This is a genomic window from Microbacterium paraoxydans (genome assembly GCF_019056515.1).
Taxonomy (GTDB): Bacteria; Actinomycetota; Actinomycetes; order Actinomycetales; family Microbacteriaceae; genus Microbacterium.
In genome coordinates this window covers 1,365,858-1,387,392 of record NZ_CP064873.1, presented here as the reverse complement: position 1 = coordinate 1,387,392, position 21,535 = coordinate 1,365,858, and the positions used below count along the sequence as shown (strand labels likewise).

Sequence of the window (21,535 nt, the reverse complement as noted above, 5' to 3'; positions counted from 1 at the left end):
CCGCACAGGAAGGCTCCCCCATGTCCGGCATCCACCCCGACATCACCACCGCTTTCGGGAACACCCCGCTCGTCCGCCTCAACCGCGTGACCGAGGGCCTCGGCGCCACCGTGCTCGCGAAGCTCGAGTACTACAACCCGGCGTCCAGCGTGAAGGACCGCATCGGCATCGCCATGATCAACGCCGCCGAGGCCGCCGGCGAGCTCGCCCCCGGCGGGACCATCGTGGAGTCGACGAGCGGCAACACCGGCATCGCCCTCGCCATGGTGGGCGCCGCGCGCGGCTACCGCGTCATCCTCACGATGCCCGCCTCGATGTCGAAGGAGCGCCGCGTGCTGCTCAAGGCGTTCGGCGCGGAGATCGTCCTCACCGACCCCACGAAGGGCATGAAGGGGGCGATCGAGGAGGTCAAGCGCATCGTCGACGAGACCCCGGGCGCCATCTGGATCCGCCAGTTCGAGAACGCGGCGAACCCGCAGATCCACCGCGAGACCACGGCGCAGGAGATCCTGCGCGACACCGACGGCGCGGTCGACATCTTCATCGCCGGCGTGGGCACGGGCGGCACGGTCACCGGCACCGGCCAGGCCCTGAAGGCGGCGAAGCCCGAGGTCCAGGTCATCGCCGTCGAACCCAAGGACTCCCCCGTCCTGACCGAAGGGCACCCCGGACCGCACAAGATCCAGGGCATCGGCCCGAACTTCGTGCCCGACGTGCTCGACCGCGAGGTGCTCGACGAGATCATCACGGCGGAGTTCGAGGACTCGCTGCGCGTGGCCCGCGCGCTCGCGGCGAAGGAGGGTCTGCTGGTCGGCATGTCCTCCGGTGCCGCCGTCTCGGCCGCGCTGACCGTCGCCGCGCGCCCGGAGAACGCCGGCAAGACCATCGTCGTGATCATCCCGGACACCGGCGAGCGGTACCTCTCCACCGCCCTGTTCGAGGATCTGCGCGAGGACTGAGGTCGTCGATGGGCATGATCGGGCGAATGCGCGAGGACATCGCCGCCGCGCGCCTTCGCGACCCGGCCGCGCGCACCGCGGTCGAGGTCGCGCTGCTCTACCCGGGGCTGCACGCCATCTGGGCGCACCGCATCTCGCACGCGCTGTGGCGGCGGCGCCTCCGGCTCCTCGCCCGCACCGGGTCGCAGGTCGCCCGGTGGCTGACGGGCGTCGAGATCCATCCCGGCGCCCGGATCGGCCGACGCTTCTTCATCGATCACGGCATGGGCGTCGTCATCGGCGAGACGGCGGAGATCGGTGATGACGTGCTGATGTACCACGGTGTGACCCTCGGCGGCCGGACCAGGGACGTCGGCAAGCGGCACCCCACCCTGCAGGACGGCGTGGCCGTGGGCGCGGGGGCGAAGATCCTCGGCCCCGTCACGGTCGGAGCCCGTTCGGTGGTGGGCGCCAACGCCGTGGTCACCAAGGACGCCCCCGCCGACAGCGTGCTCGTGGGTGTGCCGGCGAAGCCGCGTCAGCGGACCGCCGGTGAGGACACCAGGGCGCTGCTGACCGCCCCGGACTACTCCATCTGACGCGCAGCCCTTCGACCCGAGCGACGGCCGCTGCGGCCCTCCATCCGGCGCCGCAGGAAGATGAGCGGCAGCAGCACGCTGCCGAGCGCCGTCACGAGCCAGACGATGACGGCGCCCAGCAGCCACCCGGTCAGGTCGACGATGCGCAGGCCCCCGATGGGAAGCAGCACGACGACCATGAGGGCGATGAGCGTGGAGAAGATCCCGATGCCGCCCATGAGCACGGGCGCATAGCGGTCGGCGAGCCTGCTGACCCACGGCGACAGAACGCTCTGCAGCACGGCGAACACGACGATGCACACGACGAACCCCCACCACTGGTCCCACTGGATCTGGAAACCGTCGAGGAGGAGGTCCGCCGCCAGCAGACCGAGGCCGGCCGACACGAGGTACATCAGGCCGCGATACAGGAGTGTGATCACGGGGCGAGCCTAGCGCGGCACCGGGGCGCGGTCATTGCGCGACGAAGAACGGGACGGCACCGACCAGGATGCCGATCCCCAGCATCACGAGCGACACGATGACCGCGCGCCACAGCACCTTGCGATGGTGGTCTCCGAGGTTCACCCCGGCGAGGGAGACGAGCAGCAGGATCGCGGGCACGAGCGGGCTCTGCAGATGCACCGGCTGCCCGGTGATCGAGGCCCTGGCCATCTCGACCGGATCGATGCCGAAGTTCGCCGCGCTCTGGGCGAGCACGGGGAGGATCCCGAAGTAGAAGGCGTCGTTCGACATGAAGAACGTGAACGGGATGGACAGCACGCCCGTGATCGGGGCGAGGAACGGGCCGAGTGCGGGCGGCAGCACGTTCGTGATCCACGTCGCCATCGCGTCGACCATGCCGGTGCCGGAGAGGACCCCCACGAGGACGCCGGCGGCGATGACCATCGACACGACACCGACGATGCTCGGGGCGTGCGCGACGATCTCCGCCGCCTGGTCCTTGATGCCGCGGAAGTTGACGACGAGCGCGATGCCCGCGCCGACCATGAACACGTAGGGCAGCGGAAGGATGTCGATCACCAGGAGCACCATGACCGCGACGGTCAGGAGGAGGTTGAACCAGATCAGCCGCGGACGCAGGGTCGGGCGGGCGGGATCCAGCATGGTGTCGGCCATCGCCGTGTCCGCGGGGTCGACGCTCCCGGCGGCGACCGGAGCGTGTCCGCCGGCGACGACGACGAGGTTGCCGGTGCGCAGCGAGGCACGAGCGCCCGGCTTGAGCTCGGCGCCGCGGAAGATCCGGGGCACCGAGGAGAGGACGCCGCCGTCGGCTCCGGTGAGCCGGCCGTCCGCGTCGATCCGCCCCAGACGCCGCCGCTCCCCCAGCCCGAGGAGCCAGGCGAAGCCGAGCGTCACGACGATGCCTGCGCCGAGGGCGGGGAGCATCGGCACGAAGATCTCCGTCGGCTGGACACCGAGCGCGGTCGCGGCGCGCACGGTCGGGCCGCCCCACGGGACGATGTTGAGCGTGCCGTTCATGAGGCCGGCGACACAGGTGAGGACGACGGGGCTCATGCCGAGGCGGAGGTAGATGGGCAGCATCGCGGAGGTCGTGATGATGAAGGTCGTCGAGCCGTCGCCGTCGAGGGACACCGCGCCCGCGAGGATCGCCGTCCCGAGCACCACCTTCGCGGGGTCGTCGCCGAGCACCCGCGTGATCAGCCGGATGAGGGGATCGAAGAGGCCGACGTCGATCATGATGCCGAAGAACATGATCGCGAACATCAGCAGCGCGGCCGTGGGCGCCATGGTGCCGATCGAGTCGAGGATCATGTCGCCGAGCCCGAGCCCTGCTCCCGCGAAGAGCCCGAAGGCGGTCGGCACGAGGATCAGGGCCACCATCGGGGTGAGGCGCTTGGTCATGATCAGCGTCATGAACACGAGGACCATCGTGAAGCCGAGGATGACGAGCACACCCTCCGGCGGCACGAAGGCCACGTCGTAGGTCGGTGCCTCCTCCTCGGCGGCAGCGATCAGCGCGGTCGATGCGTGGAACATGCGTGACTCCTTCGTCGTCGCTCCGTCATCGCTGACGGATCCTGACGAGGCTAGGGAATCCGGAGACGCCGAGCGCGGTATGCCGCATAACCGCGCCTTGTGCGCGTACCGTGACTTCTGCGCATATTGCGCGTCGAGGAGGTGTCGATGTCCCCGCGGAGACGGGTCCGGTTCGCGACCCGCGCGCTGCTGCTGCACCTCGCCGCCGTCGCCCTCGTCGTGACGCTGTGCACGGGCGTGTACCTCGCCCTCGCGGTCCAGCAGCTGCGCGCCGAGGCGGAGTCGACCGCGCTCGGCATCGCGAGGACCCTGGCCGAGGACGCGCAGGTGCGGGCGGCGGTCGCCGCCATCTCCGCGTCGGACGACGAGCCGGACGCGGAGGCGCTGCGCGACGGAGACCTGCAGCAGATCGCCACCGACGTCATGGCCCGCACCGGGGCCCTGTTCGTCGTCATCACGGACGATGAAGGCATCCGACTCGCCCATCCGCTGCCCTCGCGGATCGGCGAGGTCGTGAGCACCCCGTTCGCCGCGGTGCTGGCGGGACGCGAGGTGGTCGACTGGCAGACCGGCACGCTCGGCGAGTCCGCCCGCGCGAAGGTGCCGGTGCGCGACGACTCCGGCACGCCGGTCGGCGAGATCAGCGTCGGGTTCGAGCGCAACGGCGTCTTCGACGACCTGCCGCCGCTGCTCGCCGCTCTCGGTCTGACCGCCGCCGGCGCGCTCGCCCTCGCCCTCCTGACCTTCCTCCTCCTGCGCCGGCGCTGGGAACGGTTGACCATCGGCGTGCAGCCCGAGGAGCTGGTCGCCCTCGTGCAGAATCAGACGGCGGTGCTCGACGGCGTCGGCGACGGCGTGCTCGCGGTCGATCAGGACGGCGTCGTGCGCGTGAGCAATGCCGCGGCGGACCGGCTTCTCGGGCTCCACGATCCGGTCGGCCGCACCGTGGACGCGCTTCCCCTCCCCCCTGTCGTGCGCGACACCGCCACCGGGGCTCGCGACCGCGCGGAGGCCGTCGTGGGCGACCGGATGCTGTACCTCGAGTCGCGCGCGGTGCGACGCGACGGGCGCGCGCTCGGCGATGTGCTGATCGTGCGCGACCGCACCGACCTCATCGCCCTGACCGAGCGACTGGAGGCCGTCCGGACGATGACCTCCGCGCTGCGTGTCCAACGCCACGAGTTCGCGAACCGCCTCCATGTGGCCGCGGGCCTCATCGACGCCGGTCGCGTCGACGACGCCAGGGCGTTCCTCGACGAGCTGGTGAGCCGCGGTCCGGTGGCGTTCCCCGTCACCGGACTCGACCTCGTGGGCGACCCGTTCCTGCACGCCTTCCTCGGAGCCAAGGGCGTCGAGGCCGCCGAACGGGGCGTCGCCCTGCGGATCGCGGCGGACACCCAGGTGATCGGCACCGTCCGTCGAGCGGAGGACGTGGCCAGCGTGCTGGGCAACCTCGTGGACAACGCGGTCGTGGCCGCCGTCGCGGGCGCGCGGGAGCCGCGGTGGGTGGAGGTCTCGGTGCTGAGCGACGGTGACGCGCTCGTCGTCACGGTGGCCGACTCCGGCGAGGGGCTCCGCCCGTCCGACCCCCGGCCGCACGCCGACGACGGGAGCGCGGACTCCGTGCACGGACACGGCATCGGACTGCCGCTCGCGACGGAGATCGCCCGCCGCAGCGGCGGCGACCTCTGGATCATCGACTCCGGCGGTCCCGATCACGGCGCGGTCTTCGCCGCCCGGCTCGGGGATGCCGTCGACCCCGCTCCGCGTGTCCCGAAGGAGGACCGATGACCGAACCGCTGCGCGCGCTCATCCTCGACGACGACTTCCGGGTGGCTGACCTGCACCGGACGATCGTGGACGATCAGCCCGGATACACCGTGACCGGGACCGCGCGGTCCTGCGCCGAGGCGCGCGACCTCGTGCGCTCGACACGCCCCGACCTCCTGCTCGCCGACGTCTACCTCCCCGACGGGGACGGCATCGGACTCGTCCGCGAGCTCGGGGTCGACGCGATCCTCATCTCCGCCGCGGACGACGCGCCCACCGTGCGCCGCGCACTGCGAGCCGGCGCCGTGGGTTACCTCGTGAAGCCTTTCGACCGACGTGCTCTCACGGGACTCCTCGACCGGTACACCCGCTACCGCAACCTGCTCGCGGGTGATCGGCCCGTCACGCAGGAGGACGTGGACCGCGCGCTGGCGATCCTGCACGGCGGCGGCGAGCCGGTCTCCCTGTCGCGCTCGGCCACCGAGCAGCGCGTGCTCGCGGCGCTCGGCGACGGCGAGGCTTCAGCGGCGGAGGTCGCCGAGCGGGTCGGCATCTCCCGGGCCACGGCGCAACGGCACCTCGCGGCTCTCGCCACACGGACCATCGTCGAGGTGCGCTTGCGCTACGGGTCGACCGGGCGTCCCGAGCACCGGTACGCCGCGCGCACCTGACGCCGTCGCGGCGGCCGCTCAGCCCTCGGAGCCGACGGCGGCCAGACGGGCCTCTTCGTCGGCGGCGATGGCGCTCTCGATGATGGGGTCGAGCGCGCCGTCCATGACCTGATCGAGGTTGTACGCCTTGAACCCGGTGCGGTGATCCGCGATCCGGTTCTCGGGGAAGTTGTAGGTGCGGATGCGCTCCGAGCGGTCCATGCCGCGGATCTGCGACTTGCGCGCGTCCGAGGCGGCCGCATCGAGCTCCTCCTGCTGCTTGGCCAGCAGCCGGGCACGCAGCACCCGCATCGCCGCCTCGCGGTTCTGCAGCTGCGACTTCTCGTTCTGCATCGACACGACGATCCCGGTGGGCACGTGCGTGATGCGGACAGCGGAGTCGGTGGTGTTCACCGACTGTCCGCCGGGGCCCGACGAGCGGAACACGTCGATCTTCAGATCGTTCTGATCGATCTGGATCTCCTCGGGCTCGTCCACCTCGGGGAACACGAGCACGCCGGTCGTGGAGGTGTGGATGCGGCCCTGCGACTCCGTGGCGGGAACCCGCTGCACGCGGTGCACGCCGCCCTCGTACTTCAGATGCGCCCAGACACCCTGTGCGGGGTCGGACGAGGAACCCTTGATGGCGACCTGGACGTCCTTGTAGCCGCCGAGGTCGGACTCGTTGCGCTCGAGCAGCTCGGTCTTCCACCCCTTCGACGCGGCGTACTGCACGTACATGCGCAGCAGATCCGCGGCGAACAGGGCCGACTCCGCGCCGCCCTCCCCCGCCTTGATCTCCATGATCACGTCGCGGGCGTCGTCCGGGTCGCGCGGGATGAGGAGGCGCCGCAGGCGCTCCTGCGCCGCCTGCACGCCCTCTTCGAGGGCGGGGACCTCCGCGGCGAAGGCCTCGTCCTCACGGGCCAGTTCCCGCGCCGCCTCGAGATCGTCGACGGCAGCCGTCCACGCCTCATGCGCCGCCACGATGCGCGACAGCTCGGCATACCGACGGTTCACGCGCTTGGCGCGAGCCGCGTCGGCGTGCACCGCCGGGTCGGAGAGCTCCTCCTGGACCCGGCGATGCTCGTCGATCAGAGTCTGGACGGACTCGAACACGTCGGTCCTCAGCGGATGTTGTTGTCGTGCCCGTGAGCGCCCGAGGGCAGCGTCGGGATGGACTTCTGCATCTGCACGAGGAACTCCACGTTGGAGTGGGTCTCCTTCAGCTTGCCGAGCACGACCTCCAGGGCCTGCTGCGGGTCGAGGCCGGCGAGAGCACGGCGCAGCTTCCAGGTGATCTTGACCTCGTCGGCCGAGAGCAGCATCTCCTCGCGGCGGGTGCTGGACGCGTTGACGTCGACCGCCGGGAAGATCCGCTTGTCGGCCAGCTGACGCGACAGCCGCAGCTCGCTGTTGCCGGTGCCCTTGAACTCCTCGAAGATGACCTCGTCCATCTTGGAACCGGTCTCGACGAGCGCGGTGGCGAGGATCGTGAGGGATCCGCCGTTCTCGATGTTGCGCGCGGCACCGAAGAAGCGCTTCGGCGGGTAGAGCGCGGACGCGTCGACGCCGCCGGTGAGCACGCGGCCGGACGCCGGAGCGGCCAGGTTGTACGCGCGCCCGAGGCGGGTGATCGAGTCGAGCAGCACGACCACGTCGCGGCCCAGCTCGACGAGGCGCTTGGCCCGCTCGATCGCGAGCTCGGCGACCGTCGTGTGGTCCTCCGCGGGGCGGTCGAAGGTGGAGGCGATGACCTCGCCCTTCACGGTGCGCTCCATGTCGGTGACCTCTTCGGGGCGCTCGTCGACGAGCACGACCATGAGGTGGACCTCGGGGTTGTTCTGCGCGATCGCGTTGGCGATCTGCTGCAGGACGATCGTCTTGCCGGCCTTGGGCGGTGCGACGATGAGGCCGCGCTGGCCCTTGCCGATCGGCGCGACGAGGTCGATGATCCGCTGCGTGAGCTTCTCCGGAGCCGTCTCCAGCCGCAGACGCTCCTGCGGGTAGAGCGGGGTGAGCTTGCCGAACTCCACGCGGGTGGCCGCATCGTCGACCGAGAGGCCGTTGATCGAGTCGACCTTGACCAGGGCGTTGTACTTCTGCCGACCCTGCTGCTCGCCCTCGCGCGGCTGCTTGATGGAGCCGACGACGGCGTCGCCCTTGCGGAGATTGTACTTCTTGACCTGGCCGAGCGAGACGTATACGTCGCTCGGGCCGGCCAGGTAACCGGTGGTGCGCACGAAGGCGTAGTTGTCGAGCACGTCGAGGATGCCGGCGATCGGGATGAGGACGTCGTCCTCGGTGATCTCCGTCTCGAACTCGTCGACCTGGCCGCCGCTGCGACGCTTGTTGCGCTGACGGTTGCGGCCGTTGCCGTTACCCGACTGGTCGTCGTCGGCCGGCGCGTTCTGCGCCTGCTCCTGACCGCCGCCCTGGCCACGGCCACGGTTGCGGTTGCGGTTGCGGCTGCGGCCCCGACCGCCCTGCTCCTCGCCGTTGTCGGCCTCGCCGGACGAGTCCTTCGAGGGAGCGTCCGCCTCGGCCTCGTTCTTCGCGGCAGCGCCGTCGTTCTTCGACTCGCTCTTCGCCGCGTCGTTCTTGGCGCGGCCGCCCTGGGCGGTGCCCGCGTCGGCGGTCTCCGCCGCGCTGTCGGCCGGTGCGGCCTCGGCCTTCTCGGTCTTCGCCTCCGAGGCCTCGGCATCCGCCTTCTTCGTGCGACGGCCGCGGGCGGACTTGGGGGCCTCGGCGGGCGCCTCGGTGGTCTCGGCAGCCGGTGCCGCTTCGGCCGGTGCGGCCTCGGCCGGAGCCTCGGCGTCCGCCTTCTTCGCCCGCGTGCGGCGCGGAGCCTTCGCCTTCGGGGCCGCCTCCGCCGCCTCGGCGGAGTCGCCGGCAGCCGCAGGGGCCTCCGCCGAGCCGGACTCCTCCGCGGCCTTGGCCGCCTTGGCCGCAGCCGTAGCGGTGTTCGCCCGACGCGGTGCGCGCTTCTTGGCCGGAGCGGATTCGGTCGCCTGCTCGGCGACGGGGGCATCGGCGGTCGGAGCCGCCTGATCGTTCTGGGTCTCGGAGAGGTTCTCCACGAGTACTCCCTTATAGGTCATGGGAAATGAGCGTGAACGCGCACAACGGGTGCTGCGCACGATCGCACGGGCTGACGCTCGGCGTCAGCCAGCCTCGGCACTTGGGCCTCAGGGGTTCGCGTGCGGGTCTTGCAAGAGATGCAATGGGGCCAGATTCACGAATGCTACGTGGAGCCCTCCGCTCGATCCCCCACTGTACCACCACGGACGTCGACGGCGAGCAGGAGCGCCTCCCACGGGGTGTCGGTCACCTGATTGGCCACCTCGACGGCGTCCAGACGGCTGCCGGGACCGTCGGCGAGCACGAGCACGCTGGGTCCGGCGCCGGAGACGACCGCCGCGAATCCGGCGGCACGCAGAGCCTGCACGAGGCGCTGCGTCTCCGGCATGGCACCGGCGCGGTAGTCCTGGTGCAGGCGGTCGGCGGTCGCGTCGAGCAGCAGCTCCGGGCTCTGCATCAGCGCGGCGATGAGCAGTGCGGACCGGGACACGTTGAACACCGCGTCGGCCGTGGAGACGTGCGGCGGCTGCAGCGACCGGGCCTGCGAGGTGGACATCGTGTACGCCGGGACGAGGACGAGCGGGGAGACGCCGCGGTGCACGAGGAGCTTCTTGTGCTGCGGGCCGCGCTCCCCCATCCACGCGATCGTGAGCCCGCCGAACAGCGCAGGGGCCACGTTGTCCGGGTGGCCCTCCAGCTCGGTCGCCAGGCGCAGCAGATCGGTGTCGGAGATGTCGACGTCTCCCGCCAGCAGCCCCTTCGCCGCGAGCACGCCGGCAGCGACGGCCGCGCCGGAGGACCCGAGGCCTCGGCCGTGCGGGACGGCGTTCTCGGCCACGATGCGCAGACCGGGCATCGGCCGGCCTGCGTCGGCGAACACGTGGGCGATCGTCCGGACGATGAGGTTGGAGGCATCCCGCGGGATGTCCTCGGCACCGGAACCGGAGACCTCGATCTCGAGCTGCCCCTCGGGGAGCGCCGTCACCTCGAGCCGGTCGTAGATGCTGAGCGCCAGGCCGAGCGTGTCGAAGCCGGGGCCGAGGTTGGCGCTCGTCGCCGGCACCGTCACCTCGACCGTGCGACCCACACGCGCACCGTGCTCCTCGGGGGCGGGAGCCGTGGCCGTCACGGTGGTCACTCGCCTTCCACCCGGAGGACGGACACCACGCGGGCGACGACGTCGCTGCCCGCGAGCACGTCCACCGTGTCGCTGAGGGCCTGCTCCGTCGCGCGATGCGTGCCGATGATGAGGCGTGCGGTCGGCTCGTCCTCCCCCTCGACGGTCTGGACGACGGTCGCGACGGACACCCCGCCGTCGCTGAGGATACCGGCGACGGTCGCCAGCACGCCGGGGGCGTCGGAGACCTCGAGGGTGATCTGGTAGCGCGTGGTCACGTGGCCGATGGGCACGACGGGGAGGTTCGCCCGGGTGGACTCGCCCACGCCGACGCCGCCGGCGATGTGCCGACGAGCGGCGGAGACCACGTCGCCGAGCACGGCCGAGGCCGTCTGGATACCGCCCGCGCCGGCGCCGTAGAACATGAGGGAGCCCGCCGCCTCGGCCTCGACGAAGACGGCGTTGTTGGCACCGTGCACGGAGGCGAGAGGGTGGGCGACCGGCACGAGGGCGGGGTAGACCCGCACCGAGATGGACTCGGCGCCGTCGGCCTCGATGCGCTCGCAGACGGCGAGCAGCTTGATCACGAAGCCCGCCGCGCGGGCCTCCTCGATCATCGACGCCGTGATGGTGGTGATCCCCTCGCGGTGCACCGCCTCCAGCGGCACCGCGGTGTGGAAGGCGAGGCTGGCGAGGATCGCGGCCTTCTGCGCGGCGTCGTAGCCTTCGACGTCCGCGGTCGGGTCGGCCTCCGCATATCCGAGGCGCTGCGCGTCCGCCAGCACGTCGGCGAAGTCGGCGCCCTCGGTGTCCATCCGGTCGAGGATGTAGTTCGTGGTGCCGTTGACGATGCCCATGATCCGCACGACGCGGTCGCCCGCGAGCGAGTCGCGCAGCGGACGGATGATCGGGATGGCACCCGCGGCCGCCGCCTCATAGTAGACCGAGGCGCCGACGCGATCCGCCGCCTCGAACAGCTCCGGTCCGTGGGTGGCCAGCAGCGCCTTGTTGGCCGTGACGACGTCGGCTCCCGAGCCGATCGCCTGGAGGATGTTGGTGCGGGCGGGCTCGATGCCGCCGATGAGCTCGATCACGATGTCGGCGCCGAGGATGAGCGACTCGGCGTCGGTCGTGAAGAGCTCCTTCGGGAGCTCGACGTCGCGGGGCGCGTCGAGGTCACGGACCGCGATTCCGGCCAGGTCCAGCGCGGCACCCGCGCGGTCGGCCAGTTCGTCGCCGTGGCGGAGCAGGAGGGCCGCCACCTGGGAGCCGACGGCCCCGGCGCCCAGCAGCGCCACGCGAAGTCGTCTGTAGTCAGTCAATGGGTGCTCCTTCGGGGTGGGTCATCGTGCTCCCTCGGGGGCGTGCGCCCCGTCGATGCCCGCGTCGCGGGCCAGCAGGTCGTGGACGGTCTCGCCGCGGACGATCACCCGCGAGCGCCCCTCCCGCACCGCCACGATGGGCGGCCGCGGGACGTGGTTGTAGTTGCTCGCGAGCGAGGCGCAGTAGGCGCCGGTCGCCGGGACGGCCAGCAGATCGCCCGGTGTCACGTCTCCGGGGAGGTACTCGTGGTCGACGACGATGTCGCCGGACTCGCAGTGCTTGCCGACCACTCGGCTCAGCTGGGGCTCGTCCGTCCCCGTCCGCGAGGCGAGGCGGGCGGAGTAGCTGGCACCGTAGAGAGCCGTACGGGCGTTGTCGCTCATCCCGCCGTCGACGCTGACGTACCGCCGCGTGGCCCCGGAGGCGACCGTGACGTCCTTCGTCGTGCCGACCTCGTAGAGGGTCACGCCCGCCGTGCCGACGATCGCGCGCCCGGGCTCGAACGAGAGCGCGGGCACCGCGATGCCCCGCGCCGCGCAGCCCTCGGCGACCGCCGCCACGATGCCGTCGGCCAGCTCGTCGATCGGCGTGGGGTCGTCGACGCGGGTGTAGGCGATGCCGAAGCCGCCGCCGAGGTTCAGCTGCGGCACCGGGCCGTCCTCGAGGAGGGCGGCGTGCAGTTCGAGCACGCGCGACGCGGATTCGCGGAACCCGGCCACGCCGAAGATCTGGGAGCCGATGTGGCAGTGCAGGCCGGCGAACTCCAGCCCCGGGATCTCGCGGATGCGGGCCACGGCGACCTCGGCCTCGGCGAGCGGGAAGCCGAACTTCTGGTCCTCGTGGGCCGTGGCGAGGAAGTCGTGGGTCTCGGCGTGGACGCCGCTGATGACCCGGACCATGACGCGCTGCACGGTGTCCGTCCGGGCCGTGATGGCGGCGAGGCGCTCGATCTCGATCGCGCTGTCGACGACGATCGTGCCGATGCCGAGAGCGACAGCGCGCTCCAGCTCGGCGACCGACTTGTTGTTGCCGTGGAAGCCCAGCGAGGCCGGTGCGACCCCCGCGGCGAGGGCGACCTCGAGCTCGCCGCCGGTGCACACGTCGATGCGCAGCCCCTCGTCGACGACCCAGCGGGCGACCGTCGTGCATAGGAAGGCCTTGCCGGCGTAGTACACCTGCGCGGTCGTGCCGTGCGCCGAGGCGGCGCGGTCGAACGCGTCGCGGAAGGCCCGGGCGCGGCGCCGCACCTCGTCCTCATCGAGCACGAGGAGCGGCGTGCCGTAGGTGCGGGCGAGCTCGGGCGCCGGCACTCCGGCGAGCACCAGGCTGCCGTCGTCGTCGCGCGTGGCCGAAGCCGGCCAGACACCCGGCGCGAGATCGTTCGGATCTTCGGGGACGACGAGCCAGTCCGGAGCGAGCGTGGCGGCAGAGTCGAGCACGGAACACCAATCGTGGGACGGATCTCGGGCGGAGGCGCACATCGAGTTGCCCCGATTCTAGGGCACCCTCTGTCGCTGCCTGGTCACGGTGACACGCCGCGTCAACCCCCTGGGGAGCGGTACCGCCCGGCTCGTAGGGTGGGCACGTGGCAGACACCGACAACCGAGACTCCGAGAACCACTCCGCAGCCCCGGCCCGCCCGGGGCTGGTCGCCCGCATCACGGGTCCGGTGATCGCCTGGGCCCTCGCCCGGCGCCCGGTCAGGGCCGTGCTGCTGTACTCCGAGCGCCGTGGCCCGATGCTCGCCGACAGCGTGACCTACCGGGCCCTGTTCAGCGTCTTCGCGGGCGTGCTCCTCGGCTTCTCCCTCGCGGCCCTCTGGCTGTCCGGCAACCCGGAGGCCTGGCGCGCGATCATCGACGCCGTGCAATCCGCGGTCCCCGGGCTCATCGGCGAGGGCGGTGTCATCAATACGAACGACCTCCGGACTCCGGCCTCGTTCTCGATCGCCGGCATCATCTCCCTCGTCGCGCTGGTCGGTGCCGCTCTCGGCGCCATCGGCTCGCTCCGCACGGCCATCCGGACCATCGCCGGCACGATCCAGGCGGACATCCTGTGGATCTGGGTCATCGTCCGCAACCTCCTGCTCGCCGTCGGCATCGGGCTCGCGTTCGTGCTCGCCGCCGGGATCACCTTCATCGGACAGCTCGGGGTGACCTGGATCGGCGATCTGCTCGGGGTGCCGTCGGATTCGCCGCTGCTCGCCTGGACGGTCCGTCTCCTGTCGCTGCTCGTGGTCTTCATCCTCGATGCGGCCCTGATCGTCGGCGCCTTCCTCCTGCTGTCCGGCGTCCGGCCCGCCGCGCGCTCCCTGTGGAGCGGCGCCTTCCTCGGCGCCTTCGGCCTCATCGTGCTGCAGCAGCTCTCCGGACTGTTCGTGGGCGGAGCGACGAGCAACCCCCTCCTCGCGTCGTTCGCCTCGCTCCTCGCGCTCCTAATCTGGCTCCAGCTGTCCACGCAGGTCATCCTCGTCGCGTGCGCCTACATCGTGACCGCCGAAGAGGAGCGCGGCGACCGCCTGCACGAACGGTTCGGTGCGCGGACGTTCGTGCAGCGACGGCTGCAGCGCGCCGAGGTCGACGTGAAGATCGCGACGGCCGAGCTGCGCGACGCCCAGCGCGCGGCGGCCGAGGAGAACGGCACCGCCGCCCCGGAGTGAGGTCCTTGTTGTGACCGGAATCGATAGTATGGTCACAACGAGAGGGGACGCATGTCCGCACCACGACGGCACACCGTGACCGTTCCCGGCGCCGCGGTGTCGGTCCTGGAATGGCGCCCCTCCGGCGAGACGCAGACACCCGTGCTGCTGCTGCACGGCGGCGGGGCCGACAGTGCGGAGCTCTCCTGGGGCGAGGTCGGGCCGGCGCTGGCGGCGGCCGGACACCGCGTCCTCGCGCCGGACCACCCCGGCTTCGGACGCAGCCCACGCCTCGATGCGTCGCTGACCCAGGAGCGCCTGGTGCAGTACGTCGGCGACCTCGTCGACGCTCTCGAGCTGCACGCGTATGCCATCGGGGGTCTTTCGATGGGCGCGGGGATGGCGCTGGGCCATCTGCTCGACCGCCCGGACGGAGCACACGCCGCTGCCCTCCTCGGCAGTTACGGCCTGATGCCGCGCCTGACGGACGGCACCTTCGGGCCCCTCTCGCACCTGTCGACGTTCCTGCTCCTGCGTTCGGGCCTGCTCGGTGCGATGACACGCGTCTACGCACGCGACCGGAAGGCGATGACGCGAGGCCTCCAGGATCTCGTGCGCTCCCCCGACGCCCGCACCCCTGGTCTCGTCGACGCGGTGCTCGCCGAGGCCGCGACCGGCTCCGGTCTCACGACGTTCGGCGACTGGCAGCGGGATCAGGTGCGGCCGTTGCGACTCCGCACCGACTACCGTGATCGACTCGCCGAGATCCGCGTCCCGGTCCTCCTCGTGCACGGCGACCGCGACTCCGGTGTCCCTCTCCGGCGGGTCGAGGAGGCCGCGGAGATCCTGCCCGACGGGCAGCTCCTCGTGGCCCCCGGCGCCGGGCACTGGGTGCAACGGGACCGTCCCGACCTCGTGATCCCCGCCCTGCGCGACTGGTTCGCCCGAGGCTCCGATGCCTAGGCCGCTCGTGCCCGACCGTCGGGGACGCATCCTCGACGCGGCGGAGCGCATGGTCCTGGCCGAGGGCTTCGACGCGATGAACGTCGCCGCGATCGCGCGCGCGGCCGGTATCGGCAAGGGCGCCGTCTACCTGGAGTTCGCGGCGAAACGCGACATCCTCGATGCCCTGCTCCAGCGCGGCACCGTGCGGATCGCCGACGCCGTCGCCCGCACCGCGGGACCGCAGCCGTCGCTCAGCGCCCTCTACCGCGCCACGGCGGCGGCGCTGCTCGGCGACGAGCTCATGACGGCCGCGTTCCTCGACGACGCGGGAGTGCTCGGCGCCCACGTCGCCGCGCAGCCGACCTCCCGGTACCGGACGCGTCACGAACGGGTCGTCGCCGGGATCCGTGACCTCCAGCGCCAGGGCCGGATCGTGCCGGATGTGGAGCCCGAAGCCCTGGCCCTCGCTCTCTCCAGCGCCACCCTCGGACTGCTCTCGGCCGCACGCACGCTGGGTCCCCTGGATCGCGCGACCTTGGAGAGCGCGATCGACACCGTCGGCCGGATGGCCGCGAGCTTCGAGACGGAGTGACATGCATCACGAGACATCGGGTCCCCCGGGGACACCACCGCTTCTGCTCCTGCACGGCGGCGGGGTCGCCGGGTGGATGTGGGAGCCGCTGCGCGGACACCTCGATCCCGCGCGCCGGGTCGTCGTCCCGGACCTCCCCGGTCACGGCCGCAGCGCGAGCGTCGACTACGCATCGCACGGGGAGACGGTGGCGGCGCTCGTCCCCCTGCTGGAGCGGGAGACCGGACCGGCCACCGTCGTCGGCTTCTCCCTCGGCGCGCAGCTCGCCGTCCTGCTGGCGGCACGACGCCCGGACCTCGTCGCCGACGCCGTCGTCATCAGCGCTCAGGCGGAGCCGATCCGGGCCGTCGGGCCCACTCTGGCGCTGCTCCGCCTCACCGCCGGACTCGCCAGGAACGAGCGCTTCGCCCGTCTGCAGGCACGAGAGCTGTTCATCCCGGAAGAACTGCTTCCCCGCTACCTGGAGACCTCCGCCGCCCTCTCACGCACGACGCTGCTGCGCGCGGTCGAGGAGAACCTGCGTTTCACACCGCCGCCCGCGTGGCGTGCGCATCCCGGTTCGGCGCTGGTGCTCGTCGGCGCGGAGGAGAAGCCGCTCATGCGCCGCTCCGCCGCGCTGCTGAACCGCGTGCACCCGCGCAGCACGCTCGAGATCGTCGAGGGGTGCGGTCACGGCATCCCCCTGCAACGGCCGGCGGAACTCGCCGCGCGCCTGCAGGAGCGCCTGCCCGGGTGAACCGGGGTCCGCTCAGCGGTCGCAGGTGCCCTTCGCCTGGAGTGCCTCGTCGGTGACGATCGCGCCGTCCGCATCGACGTCGATCACGGCGTCGTCGCCGACGATCTCGACCCCCGTCAGCGTGAGACCGGCCGGGAGCTGGTCGGCGATGCACACCCGTCGTGGCTGGGTGATCCCCTCGCCGAGGGAGCCGAGCGACGACCCGACGCGGTCGAGGTCGACCTCCACGCCGCCGACGCTGGCCGCCACCGGCGTGAGTTCGAGGTCGCCCTCGACGGCGCCGGGGGTGAACGTGACGGACACCGGGACCGCCGTCCCGAGCACCGCGAAGGAGCCGCCGAGCGTCGCGTTCGGCGCGGCGAACTCGACCGTGTCGACGGGCAGGTCGGTGTCCGAGAGCAGAGCGGTGAACTGCTCCTGGTCGATGCGGATGGTGCCGTCGGCGCCATCGAGGTCGCCGCCGCGCAGCGGGACGCCCGTCGCGGTGACGTCGGCCGCCCCCGTGATGCCCTGCAGCGTCACGGCGTCGGTCGACAGGCGCAGGATGTCGAGGCGGCCGGCGAGCAGCTGCGGCAACAGGATCCCCTCGGTCTCGACATCGAGCTGCTGGTCGGCGGGCAGGTCGAGCTGCTCGATCACCATCGACCGCACGACGCCGGGGAGCACGGCACGGGCGACGAGCTCCGCCGCGACCACGAGGGCGGCGAGCACGACCACGACGATGAGGACGACCCAGGGCCACCGGCGCCGCCGCGGCGCTGCGCTCTTCCGCCGACCGTCCGCCGGGTCGGGGACCACGAGCGTCGGGTGCTCGTCCGAGGGCTTCGGGTACGGGAGGGTCGGGTTGTCGTCGCTCATGGCGCTCCCTACATGCGCTCGGGCGCGGAGACGCCGAGCAGGTCGAGCCCGTTGCGGAAGACCTGGCCGGCGGCGTCGTTCAGCCACAGGCGCGTGCGGTGCACGTCCTCGACCGGGGCGTCGCTCAGGGGGATCACCCGGCAGTTGTCGTACCAGCGGTGGTACAGCCCGGCGAGCTCCTCCAGGTAGCGCGCGACGCGGTGCGGCTCACGCACCTCGGCGGCGAACGCGACGATGCGCGGGAACTCCTGCAGCGCGCCCAGCAGCGCCGCCTCGGTCTCGTGCGTGAGCGTCTCCGGGGCGAAGACCGAGCGGTCGATGCCGGAGTCGGCGGCGTTGCGCGCGACGTTGTGGGTGCGGGCGTGTGCGTACTGCACGTAGAACACCGGGTTGTCGTTCGTGCGCTTCTGCAGCAGCTCCGGGTCGAGGTCGAGCGGCGAGTCGGCGGGCGAGCGCTCCAGCGAGTACCGCAGCGCGTCCGTGCCGAGCCAGTCGAGCAGGTCGTCCATCTCGATGATGTTGCCGGCGCGCTTGCTGAGGCGGGCTCCGTTGATCGAGACCATCTGGCCGATGAGCACCTGGATGTTCTTCGCGGGGTCGTCGCCCGCCGCTCCCGCGACCGCCTTGAGGCGGTGCACGTAGCCGTGGTGGTCGGCGCCGAGCAGGTAGATCTTGTCGCGGAAGCCGCGGTCGCCCTTGTTCAGGTAGTAGGCGGCATCGGCGGCGAAGTACGTGTACTCGCCGTTCGAGCGGCGGATGACGCGGTCCTTGTCGTCGCCGAAGTCGGTGGTGCGCACCCAGACGGCGCCGTCCTCGTCGAACACGTGGCCCTGCTCGCGCAGACGGTCGACGGCCTGGTCGATCAGGCTGGAACCCGAGGCGTCCTTCGCGTGGAGGGTGCGCTCGGAGAACCACACGTCGAACGGCACGTTGAAGCGCTCGAGGGAGTGCTTGATCTCGGCGAGCTGGTACTCGTAGCCGAGCTCGCGGGCGACGGCGAGCTGCTCCTCCTCCGGGAGGTCGAGCAGGTCGGGGCGGGCCTCGAGGACGCGGCCGGCCAGCGTCGCGATGTACTCGCCCGGGTAGCCGCCCTCCGGCGTGGGCTCCCCCTTCGCCGCGGCCAGCACGGACGCGGCGAAGCGGTCCATCTGCACGCCCGCGTCGTTGATGTAGTACTCGCGCACCGCACGGGCACCGCTCGCGAGGAGCAGGCGGACGATCGCGTCGCCGAGGGCCGCCCAGCGCGTGTGCGCGATGTGCAGCGGCCCGGTGGGGTTCGCCGAGACGAACTCGACGTTGACGCTCACGCCCTCCTGCGAGGAGTTCGTCCCGTAGGCGGGACCGGCGTCGACGATGACCTTCGCGAGCGCGCCGGCGGCCGCCGCGTCGAGGCGGATGTTGAGGAAGCCGGGGCCCGCGACCTCCACACTCGCGATGCCGTCCACATCGGCCAGTCCGTCGGCGATCTGCTGGGCGAGCTCGCGCGGATTCGTGCCGAAGGGCTTGGCCAGGCGCATGGCGATGTTCGAGGCCCAGTCGCCGTGATCGCGGTTGCGCGGGCGCTCCAGCACGATGTCGGCGGCGGAGAGGTCGAACGGCTCGCCCGGACGTCGTTCCTCGGCGATGGGGGCGAGGACGGCGAGGAGGGCGTGGGCGAGCGTTTCAGGATTCATAGACCCCCCAGTTTACGGGGGTGCGCAGGCCCGTTCCGTCGCCCCGTGTCCCGCCGAGTTTGCGATCCGTCCTCCGTGATCTACTCTCACACCATGAACGCCCCCGCCGCCCCTCGTCGACTGCGCATCGCGGGCGTCGCCGCCGCCCTCCTCGTCGCCGTCGCCGCGGGCGTGATCGGGGTCTGGCGACCGTGGGTTCCGGCGCCGTCGTCCCTCCCGGTCGGCACTGCGGCCGGAGACGAGTCCGCCGCGGTGATCGCTCCTGCACCGCTCGCGCTCCCCGACGAGCCGACCGTCCTCGTCTTCGGCGATTCGTGGACCTACGGCTCTGCCGCGTCCGACCCCACCCTCGGCTACGCGTACGTGCTCGCCGACCTGCTGCACGGCACGACCATCGTGGACGGCGTGCGCGGCAGCGGCTACCTCAAGCCCGGCATCGACGGCCCCACCTTCGGCGAGCGCATCGCGGCGCTGGACCCGACTCTCGACCCGGACCTCGTCATCATCCAGGGCTCCATCAACGACCGGGCACAGGGCGCTGCCGGCTACCGCGAGGCGGTGACCGCCGCGTGGGACGCGCTGACGGCGCTGTACCCGGAGGCGGCGATCGTCGTGCTCGGCCCCGCGCCGCACGAGCTTCCGGTCGGCGCGCAGACGGCACGGATCGACCGGGATCTCGCGGCTCTCGCCTCGGCCCGCGGCTGGTGGTACATCTCCCCCGTCGCGCTCGACTGGATCACCGAGGACAACTATCTCTCCGTCATCGACGTGGAGGTCGGACGCAAGCATCCGTCCACCGACGGCCACCGCTATCTCGCCGAGAAGCTCGCGGCGGCGCTCGACGAACTGCGCGCCGCACCGGTCACGGAGGCCGGTGGGTCGGAGACCACCCCCGACGAGTGATATTGTCGATCGGTACGCCTCCGTAGCTCAGTGGATAGAGCGCCGGTTTCCGGTACCGTAGGTCGCAGGTTCGACTCCTGTCGGGGGCACGTACAGCAAGAGGGATCGTCCACACGGACGGTCCCTCTTCTCGTGCCGCCGGGAGTCCGTCCACGTCCCGCAGCCGAGCCGGGTAGCCTGGATCCGTGCCCTCCCTCCTCATCGCCGGTTCGACGCGCGCCCCGCGCCGTCTGTCGTCCGCGACGCCGATGACGGAGTGGATGCGCGTGGTCCTGCACCCCGGCACCAACGGGTGGACGAGCGTCTGGGGCACCCTCTCGCACGGCGAGATCGCCGGCTGCCCGCCGCCACAGGGATAGGCCGCGCCCGGACGGGGGCGGCGACATCGCGTCACCCATCCATCTGCCGTGAGGTATCCCTGTGTCTTCTTCGTCGTCCCCTGCCCGTTTCCGTCTCGCGCCGCATGAGCTCTGGCGCGGCATCCGTTCCACCGCCCGGAGCGACGTGCTCGGCGGCGGTCTGCTGCTGACCGCCACGCTCGCCGCCCTGATCCTCGCCAACTCCCCCGCCGCCCCCTGGTACGAGGCCGTCAGGGACTTCCGCTTCGGGATCCCGGAGTGGCACCTCGAGCTCAGTGTCGGCGCCTGGGCCGCCGACGCCCTGCTCGCGGTGTTCTTCTTCGTCGTCGGACTGGAGCTGAAGGAGGAGTTCGTCGCCGGGCGTCTCCGTGACCCGCGCCGTGCCGCGCTTCCGATCGCCGCCGCGGTGGGCGGCGTCATCGTCCCCGCCCTCTTCTTCGTCGCGATCAACGCCGCGTCGGGCGCCGAGGTCCTCCGCGGATGGGCGATCCCCACGGCCACGGACATCGCGTTCGCGATCGCGGTGCTCGCCGTCGTCGGCCGCTTCCTGCCGCCCGCCCTGCGGGTGTTCCTGCTAACCCTCGCGATCATCGACGACCTCATCGCCATCACGATCATCGCCACCTTTTACACCGAGACCATCAGCTTCCCCTGGCTGATCCTGGCGCTCCTCCCCCTCGCGGGCTTCGCACTCGCTGTGCAGAACGGCATCCGGTCCTGGTGGATCCTGCTTCCCCTCGCCCTGGCCGTTTGGGCGTTCGTACATGCGTCCGGGGTGCACGCGACGGTCGCGGGGGTGCTGCTCGGCTTCATGGTGCCGGTGCGTCCGACGGAGCGCGCGCGGGTGCGGACCGGGACGGACGCCGACGGCGCCCCGGTCTACGACGGTCTCGCCGCGCACTTCGCGGATCGCTGGGGCATCGTGGCGACCCTCGTCGCCGTGCCGGTGTTCGCCTTCTTCGCGGCCGGGGTCGAGATCGGCGGCGTGGACGGCCTCGTCTCGGCGCTGACCGACCCCATCACGATCGGTATCATCGTGGGGCTCGTGCTCGGTAAGCCCGTCGGCATCCTGCTCACGACCTTCCTGTTGAGTCGCGTACCGGCCCTGCGCCTCGATGAGTCGCTGCGCTGGCCGGATCTCGCGGGCATGTCCCTGCTCGCGGGCATCGGGTTCACGGTCTCGCTGCTGGTGGGCGAGCTCGCGTACGGCAGCAGCAGCGTCGCGGACGATCACGTGAAGATCGGCGTGCTCGTCGGCTCCCTCCTCGCCGCGGTCCTCGGCGGACTCGTGCTCGCAGCACGAAGCCGGCGCGCGCGCGGGGCCGCCTCGGCCGGCTGATGCCCCGGCGCGA

20 protein-coding genes and 1 tRNA gene are annotated in these 21,535 nt (G+C 71.7%); 12 read left to right on the top strand and 9 right to left on the bottom strand.

Annotated elements, in window-relative coordinates; all coding sequences use genetic code 11:
- The first annotated feature begins 20 nt into the window (after positions 1-20).
- Together cysK and epsC are read left to right on the top strand one after the other, a co-directional pair.
- Positions 21-959: a cysteine synthase A gene (gene cysK, locus IZR02_RS06495; RefSeq protein ID WP_025103141.1), complete on the top strand. Its 939-nt coding sequence runs from the start codon at positions 21-23 to the stop codon at positions 957-959.
- An 8-nt stretch (positions 960-967) separates the two neighbouring features.
- Positions 968-1,537 (top strand): serine O-acetyltransferase EpsC, encoded by a 570-nt coding sequence (gene epsC / locus IZR02_RS06490; protein ID WP_025103140.1) that lies wholly within the window; start codon positions 968-970, stop codon positions 1,535-1,537.
- Here the strand turns inward: epsC and IZR02_RS06485 are convergent.
- On the bottom strand, positions 1,525-1,959 hold the full coding sequence (locus tag IZR02_RS06485; RefSeq protein ID WP_025103139.1) for a phage holin family protein: 435 nt from the start codon (positions 1,957-1,959) through the stop codon (positions 1,525-1,527). The two genes, epsC and IZR02_RS06485, sit on opposite strands and share 13 nt — an antisense overlap.
- 31 nt (positions 1,960-1,990) lie before the next feature.
- Positions 1,991-3,538, bottom strand: a complete 1,548-nt coding sequence (locus tag IZR02_RS06480) for a CitMHS family transporter (RefSeq protein ID WP_025103138.1) — start codon at positions 3,536-3,538, stop codon at positions 1,991-1,993.
- 147 nt (positions 3,539-3,685) lie between these two features.
- Here IZR02_RS06480 and IZR02_RS06475 point away from each other — a divergent pair, with 147 nt between their 5' ends.
- Together IZR02_RS06475 and IZR02_RS06470 are read left to right on the top strand one after the other, a co-directional pair.
- On the top strand, positions 3,686-5,329 hold the full coding sequence (locus IZR02_RS06475; RefSeq protein ID WP_029989206.1) for a sensor histidine kinase: 1,644 nt from the start codon (positions 3,686-3,688) through the stop codon (positions 5,327-5,329).
- Positions 5,326-5,979: a response regulator gene (locus tag IZR02_RS06470; protein WP_025103136.1), complete on the top strand. Its 654-nt coding sequence runs from the start codon at positions 5,326-5,328 to the stop codon at positions 5,977-5,979. The genes IZR02_RS06475 and IZR02_RS06470 overlap by 4 nt, the downstream gene beginning before the upstream one ends.
- A gap of 18 nt (positions 5,980-5,997) precedes the next feature.
- On the opposite strand, the gene prfA is transcribed toward IZR02_RS06470, so the two are convergent.
- From prfA to lysA, 5 genes are all read right to left on the bottom strand, one after another.
- Positions 5,998-7,077 carry a peptide chain release factor 1 gene (gene prfA / locus IZR02_RS06465; RefSeq protein WP_025103135.1) on the bottom strand — a complete coding sequence of 360 codons (1,080 nt, stop codon included), beginning with the start codon at positions 7,075-7,077 and terminating at the stop codon, positions 5,998-6,000.
- Positions 7,078-7,085: 8 nt separating this feature from the next.
- Positions 7,086-9,059, bottom strand: a complete 1,974-nt coding sequence (rho, locus tag IZR02_RS06460) for a transcription termination factor Rho (RefSeq protein WP_126893919.1) — start codon at positions 9,057-9,059, stop codon at positions 7,086-7,088.
- A 143-nt stretch (positions 9,060-9,202) separates the two neighbouring features.
- Positions 9,203-10,168 carry a homoserine kinase gene (gene thrB / locus IZR02_RS06455; RefSeq protein ID WP_231729613.1) on the bottom strand — a complete coding sequence of 322 codons (966 nt, stop codon included), beginning with the start codon at positions 10,166-10,168 and terminating at the stop codon, positions 9,203-9,205.
- 5 nt (positions 10,169-10,173) lie between these two features.
- Positions 10,174-11,478 (bottom strand): homoserine dehydrogenase, encoded by a 1,305-nt coding sequence (locus tag IZR02_RS06450; protein ID WP_025103132.1) that lies wholly within the window; start codon positions 11,476-11,478, stop codon positions 10,174-10,176.
- Between the two features lie 21 nt (positions 11,479-11,499).
- Entirely contained in the window at positions 11,500-12,918 is a 1,419-nt protein-coding gene (lysA, locus tag IZR02_RS06445) for a diaminopimelate decarboxylase (protein WP_231729430.1), read from the bottom strand.
- A gap of 146 nt (positions 12,919-13,064) precedes the next feature.
- On the opposite strand from lysA, the gene IZR02_RS06440 reads away from it, so the two are divergent.
- From IZR02_RS06440 to IZR02_RS06425, 4 genes are read left to right on the top strand one after another with little or no spacing between them, the layout of a single operon-like run.
- Positions 13,065-14,138, top strand: a complete 1,074-nt coding sequence (locus IZR02_RS06440) for a YihY/virulence factor BrkB family protein (RefSeq protein ID WP_172400129.1) — start codon at positions 13,065-13,067, stop codon at positions 14,136-14,138.
- A gap of 51 nt (positions 14,139-14,189) precedes the next feature.
- Positions 14,190-15,080: an alpha/beta fold hydrolase gene (locus tag IZR02_RS06435; protein ID WP_025103129.1), complete on the top strand. Its 891-nt coding sequence runs from the start codon at positions 14,190-14,192 to the stop codon at positions 15,078-15,080.
- Positions 15,073-15,654, top strand: coding sequence for a TetR/AcrR family transcriptional regulator (locus tag IZR02_RS06430; RefSeq protein ID WP_062766546.1), 582 nt, complete (start codon positions 15,073-15,075; stop codon positions 15,652-15,654). The genes IZR02_RS06435 and IZR02_RS06430 overlap by 8 nt, the downstream gene beginning before the upstream one ends.
- A gap of 1 nt (position 15,655) precedes the next feature.
- Positions 15,656-16,390, top strand: coding sequence for an alpha/beta fold hydrolase (locus tag IZR02_RS06425; RefSeq protein ID WP_062766543.1), 735 nt, complete (start codon positions 15,656-15,658; stop codon positions 16,388-16,390).
- Between the two features lie 12 nt (positions 16,391-16,402).
- Here the strand turns inward: IZR02_RS06425 and IZR02_RS06420 are convergent, their stop codons facing one another.
- Together IZR02_RS06420 and argS are read right to left on the bottom strand one after the other, a co-directional pair.
- Positions 16,403-17,248 (bottom strand): LmeA family phospholipid-binding protein, encoded by an 846-nt coding sequence (locus tag IZR02_RS06420; RefSeq protein ID WP_062766540.1) that lies wholly within the window; start codon positions 17,246-17,248, stop codon positions 16,403-16,405.
- An 8-nt stretch (positions 17,249-17,256) separates the two neighbouring features.
- Positions 17,257-18,921 carry an arginine--tRNA ligase gene (gene argS, locus IZR02_RS06415; protein WP_062766536.1) on the bottom strand — a complete coding sequence of 555 codons (1,665 nt, stop codon included), beginning with the start codon at positions 18,919-18,921 and terminating at the stop codon, positions 17,257-17,259.
- Positions 18,922-19,014: 93 nt separating this feature from the next.
- Between argS and IZR02_RS06410 the strand changes: the two genes are divergently transcribed.
- From IZR02_RS06410 to nhaA, 4 genes are all read left to right on the top strand, one after another.
- Positions 19,015-19,824, top strand: a complete 810-nt coding sequence (locus IZR02_RS06410) for an SGNH/GDSL hydrolase family protein (protein WP_082758524.1) — start codon at positions 19,015-19,017, stop codon at positions 19,822-19,824.
- Between the two features lie 16 nt (positions 19,825-19,840).
- A tRNA-Arg gene (locus IZR02_RS06405) sits at positions 19,841-19,913 on the top strand.
- A gap of 96 nt (positions 19,914-20,009) precedes the next feature.
- Positions 20,010-20,183: a hypothetical protein gene (locus IZR02_RS06400; protein WP_164498170.1), complete on the top strand. Its 174-nt coding sequence runs from the start codon at positions 20,010-20,012 to the stop codon at positions 20,181-20,183.
- A 61-nt stretch (positions 20,184-20,244) separates the two neighbouring features.
- Positions 20,245-21,522 carry a Na+/H+ antiporter NhaA gene (nhaA, locus tag IZR02_RS06395; RefSeq protein WP_062766529.1) on the top strand — a complete coding sequence of 426 codons (1,278 nt, stop codon included), beginning with the start codon at positions 20,245-20,247 and terminating at the stop codon, positions 21,520-21,522.
- Positions 21,523-21,535 lie beyond the last annotated feature (13 nt).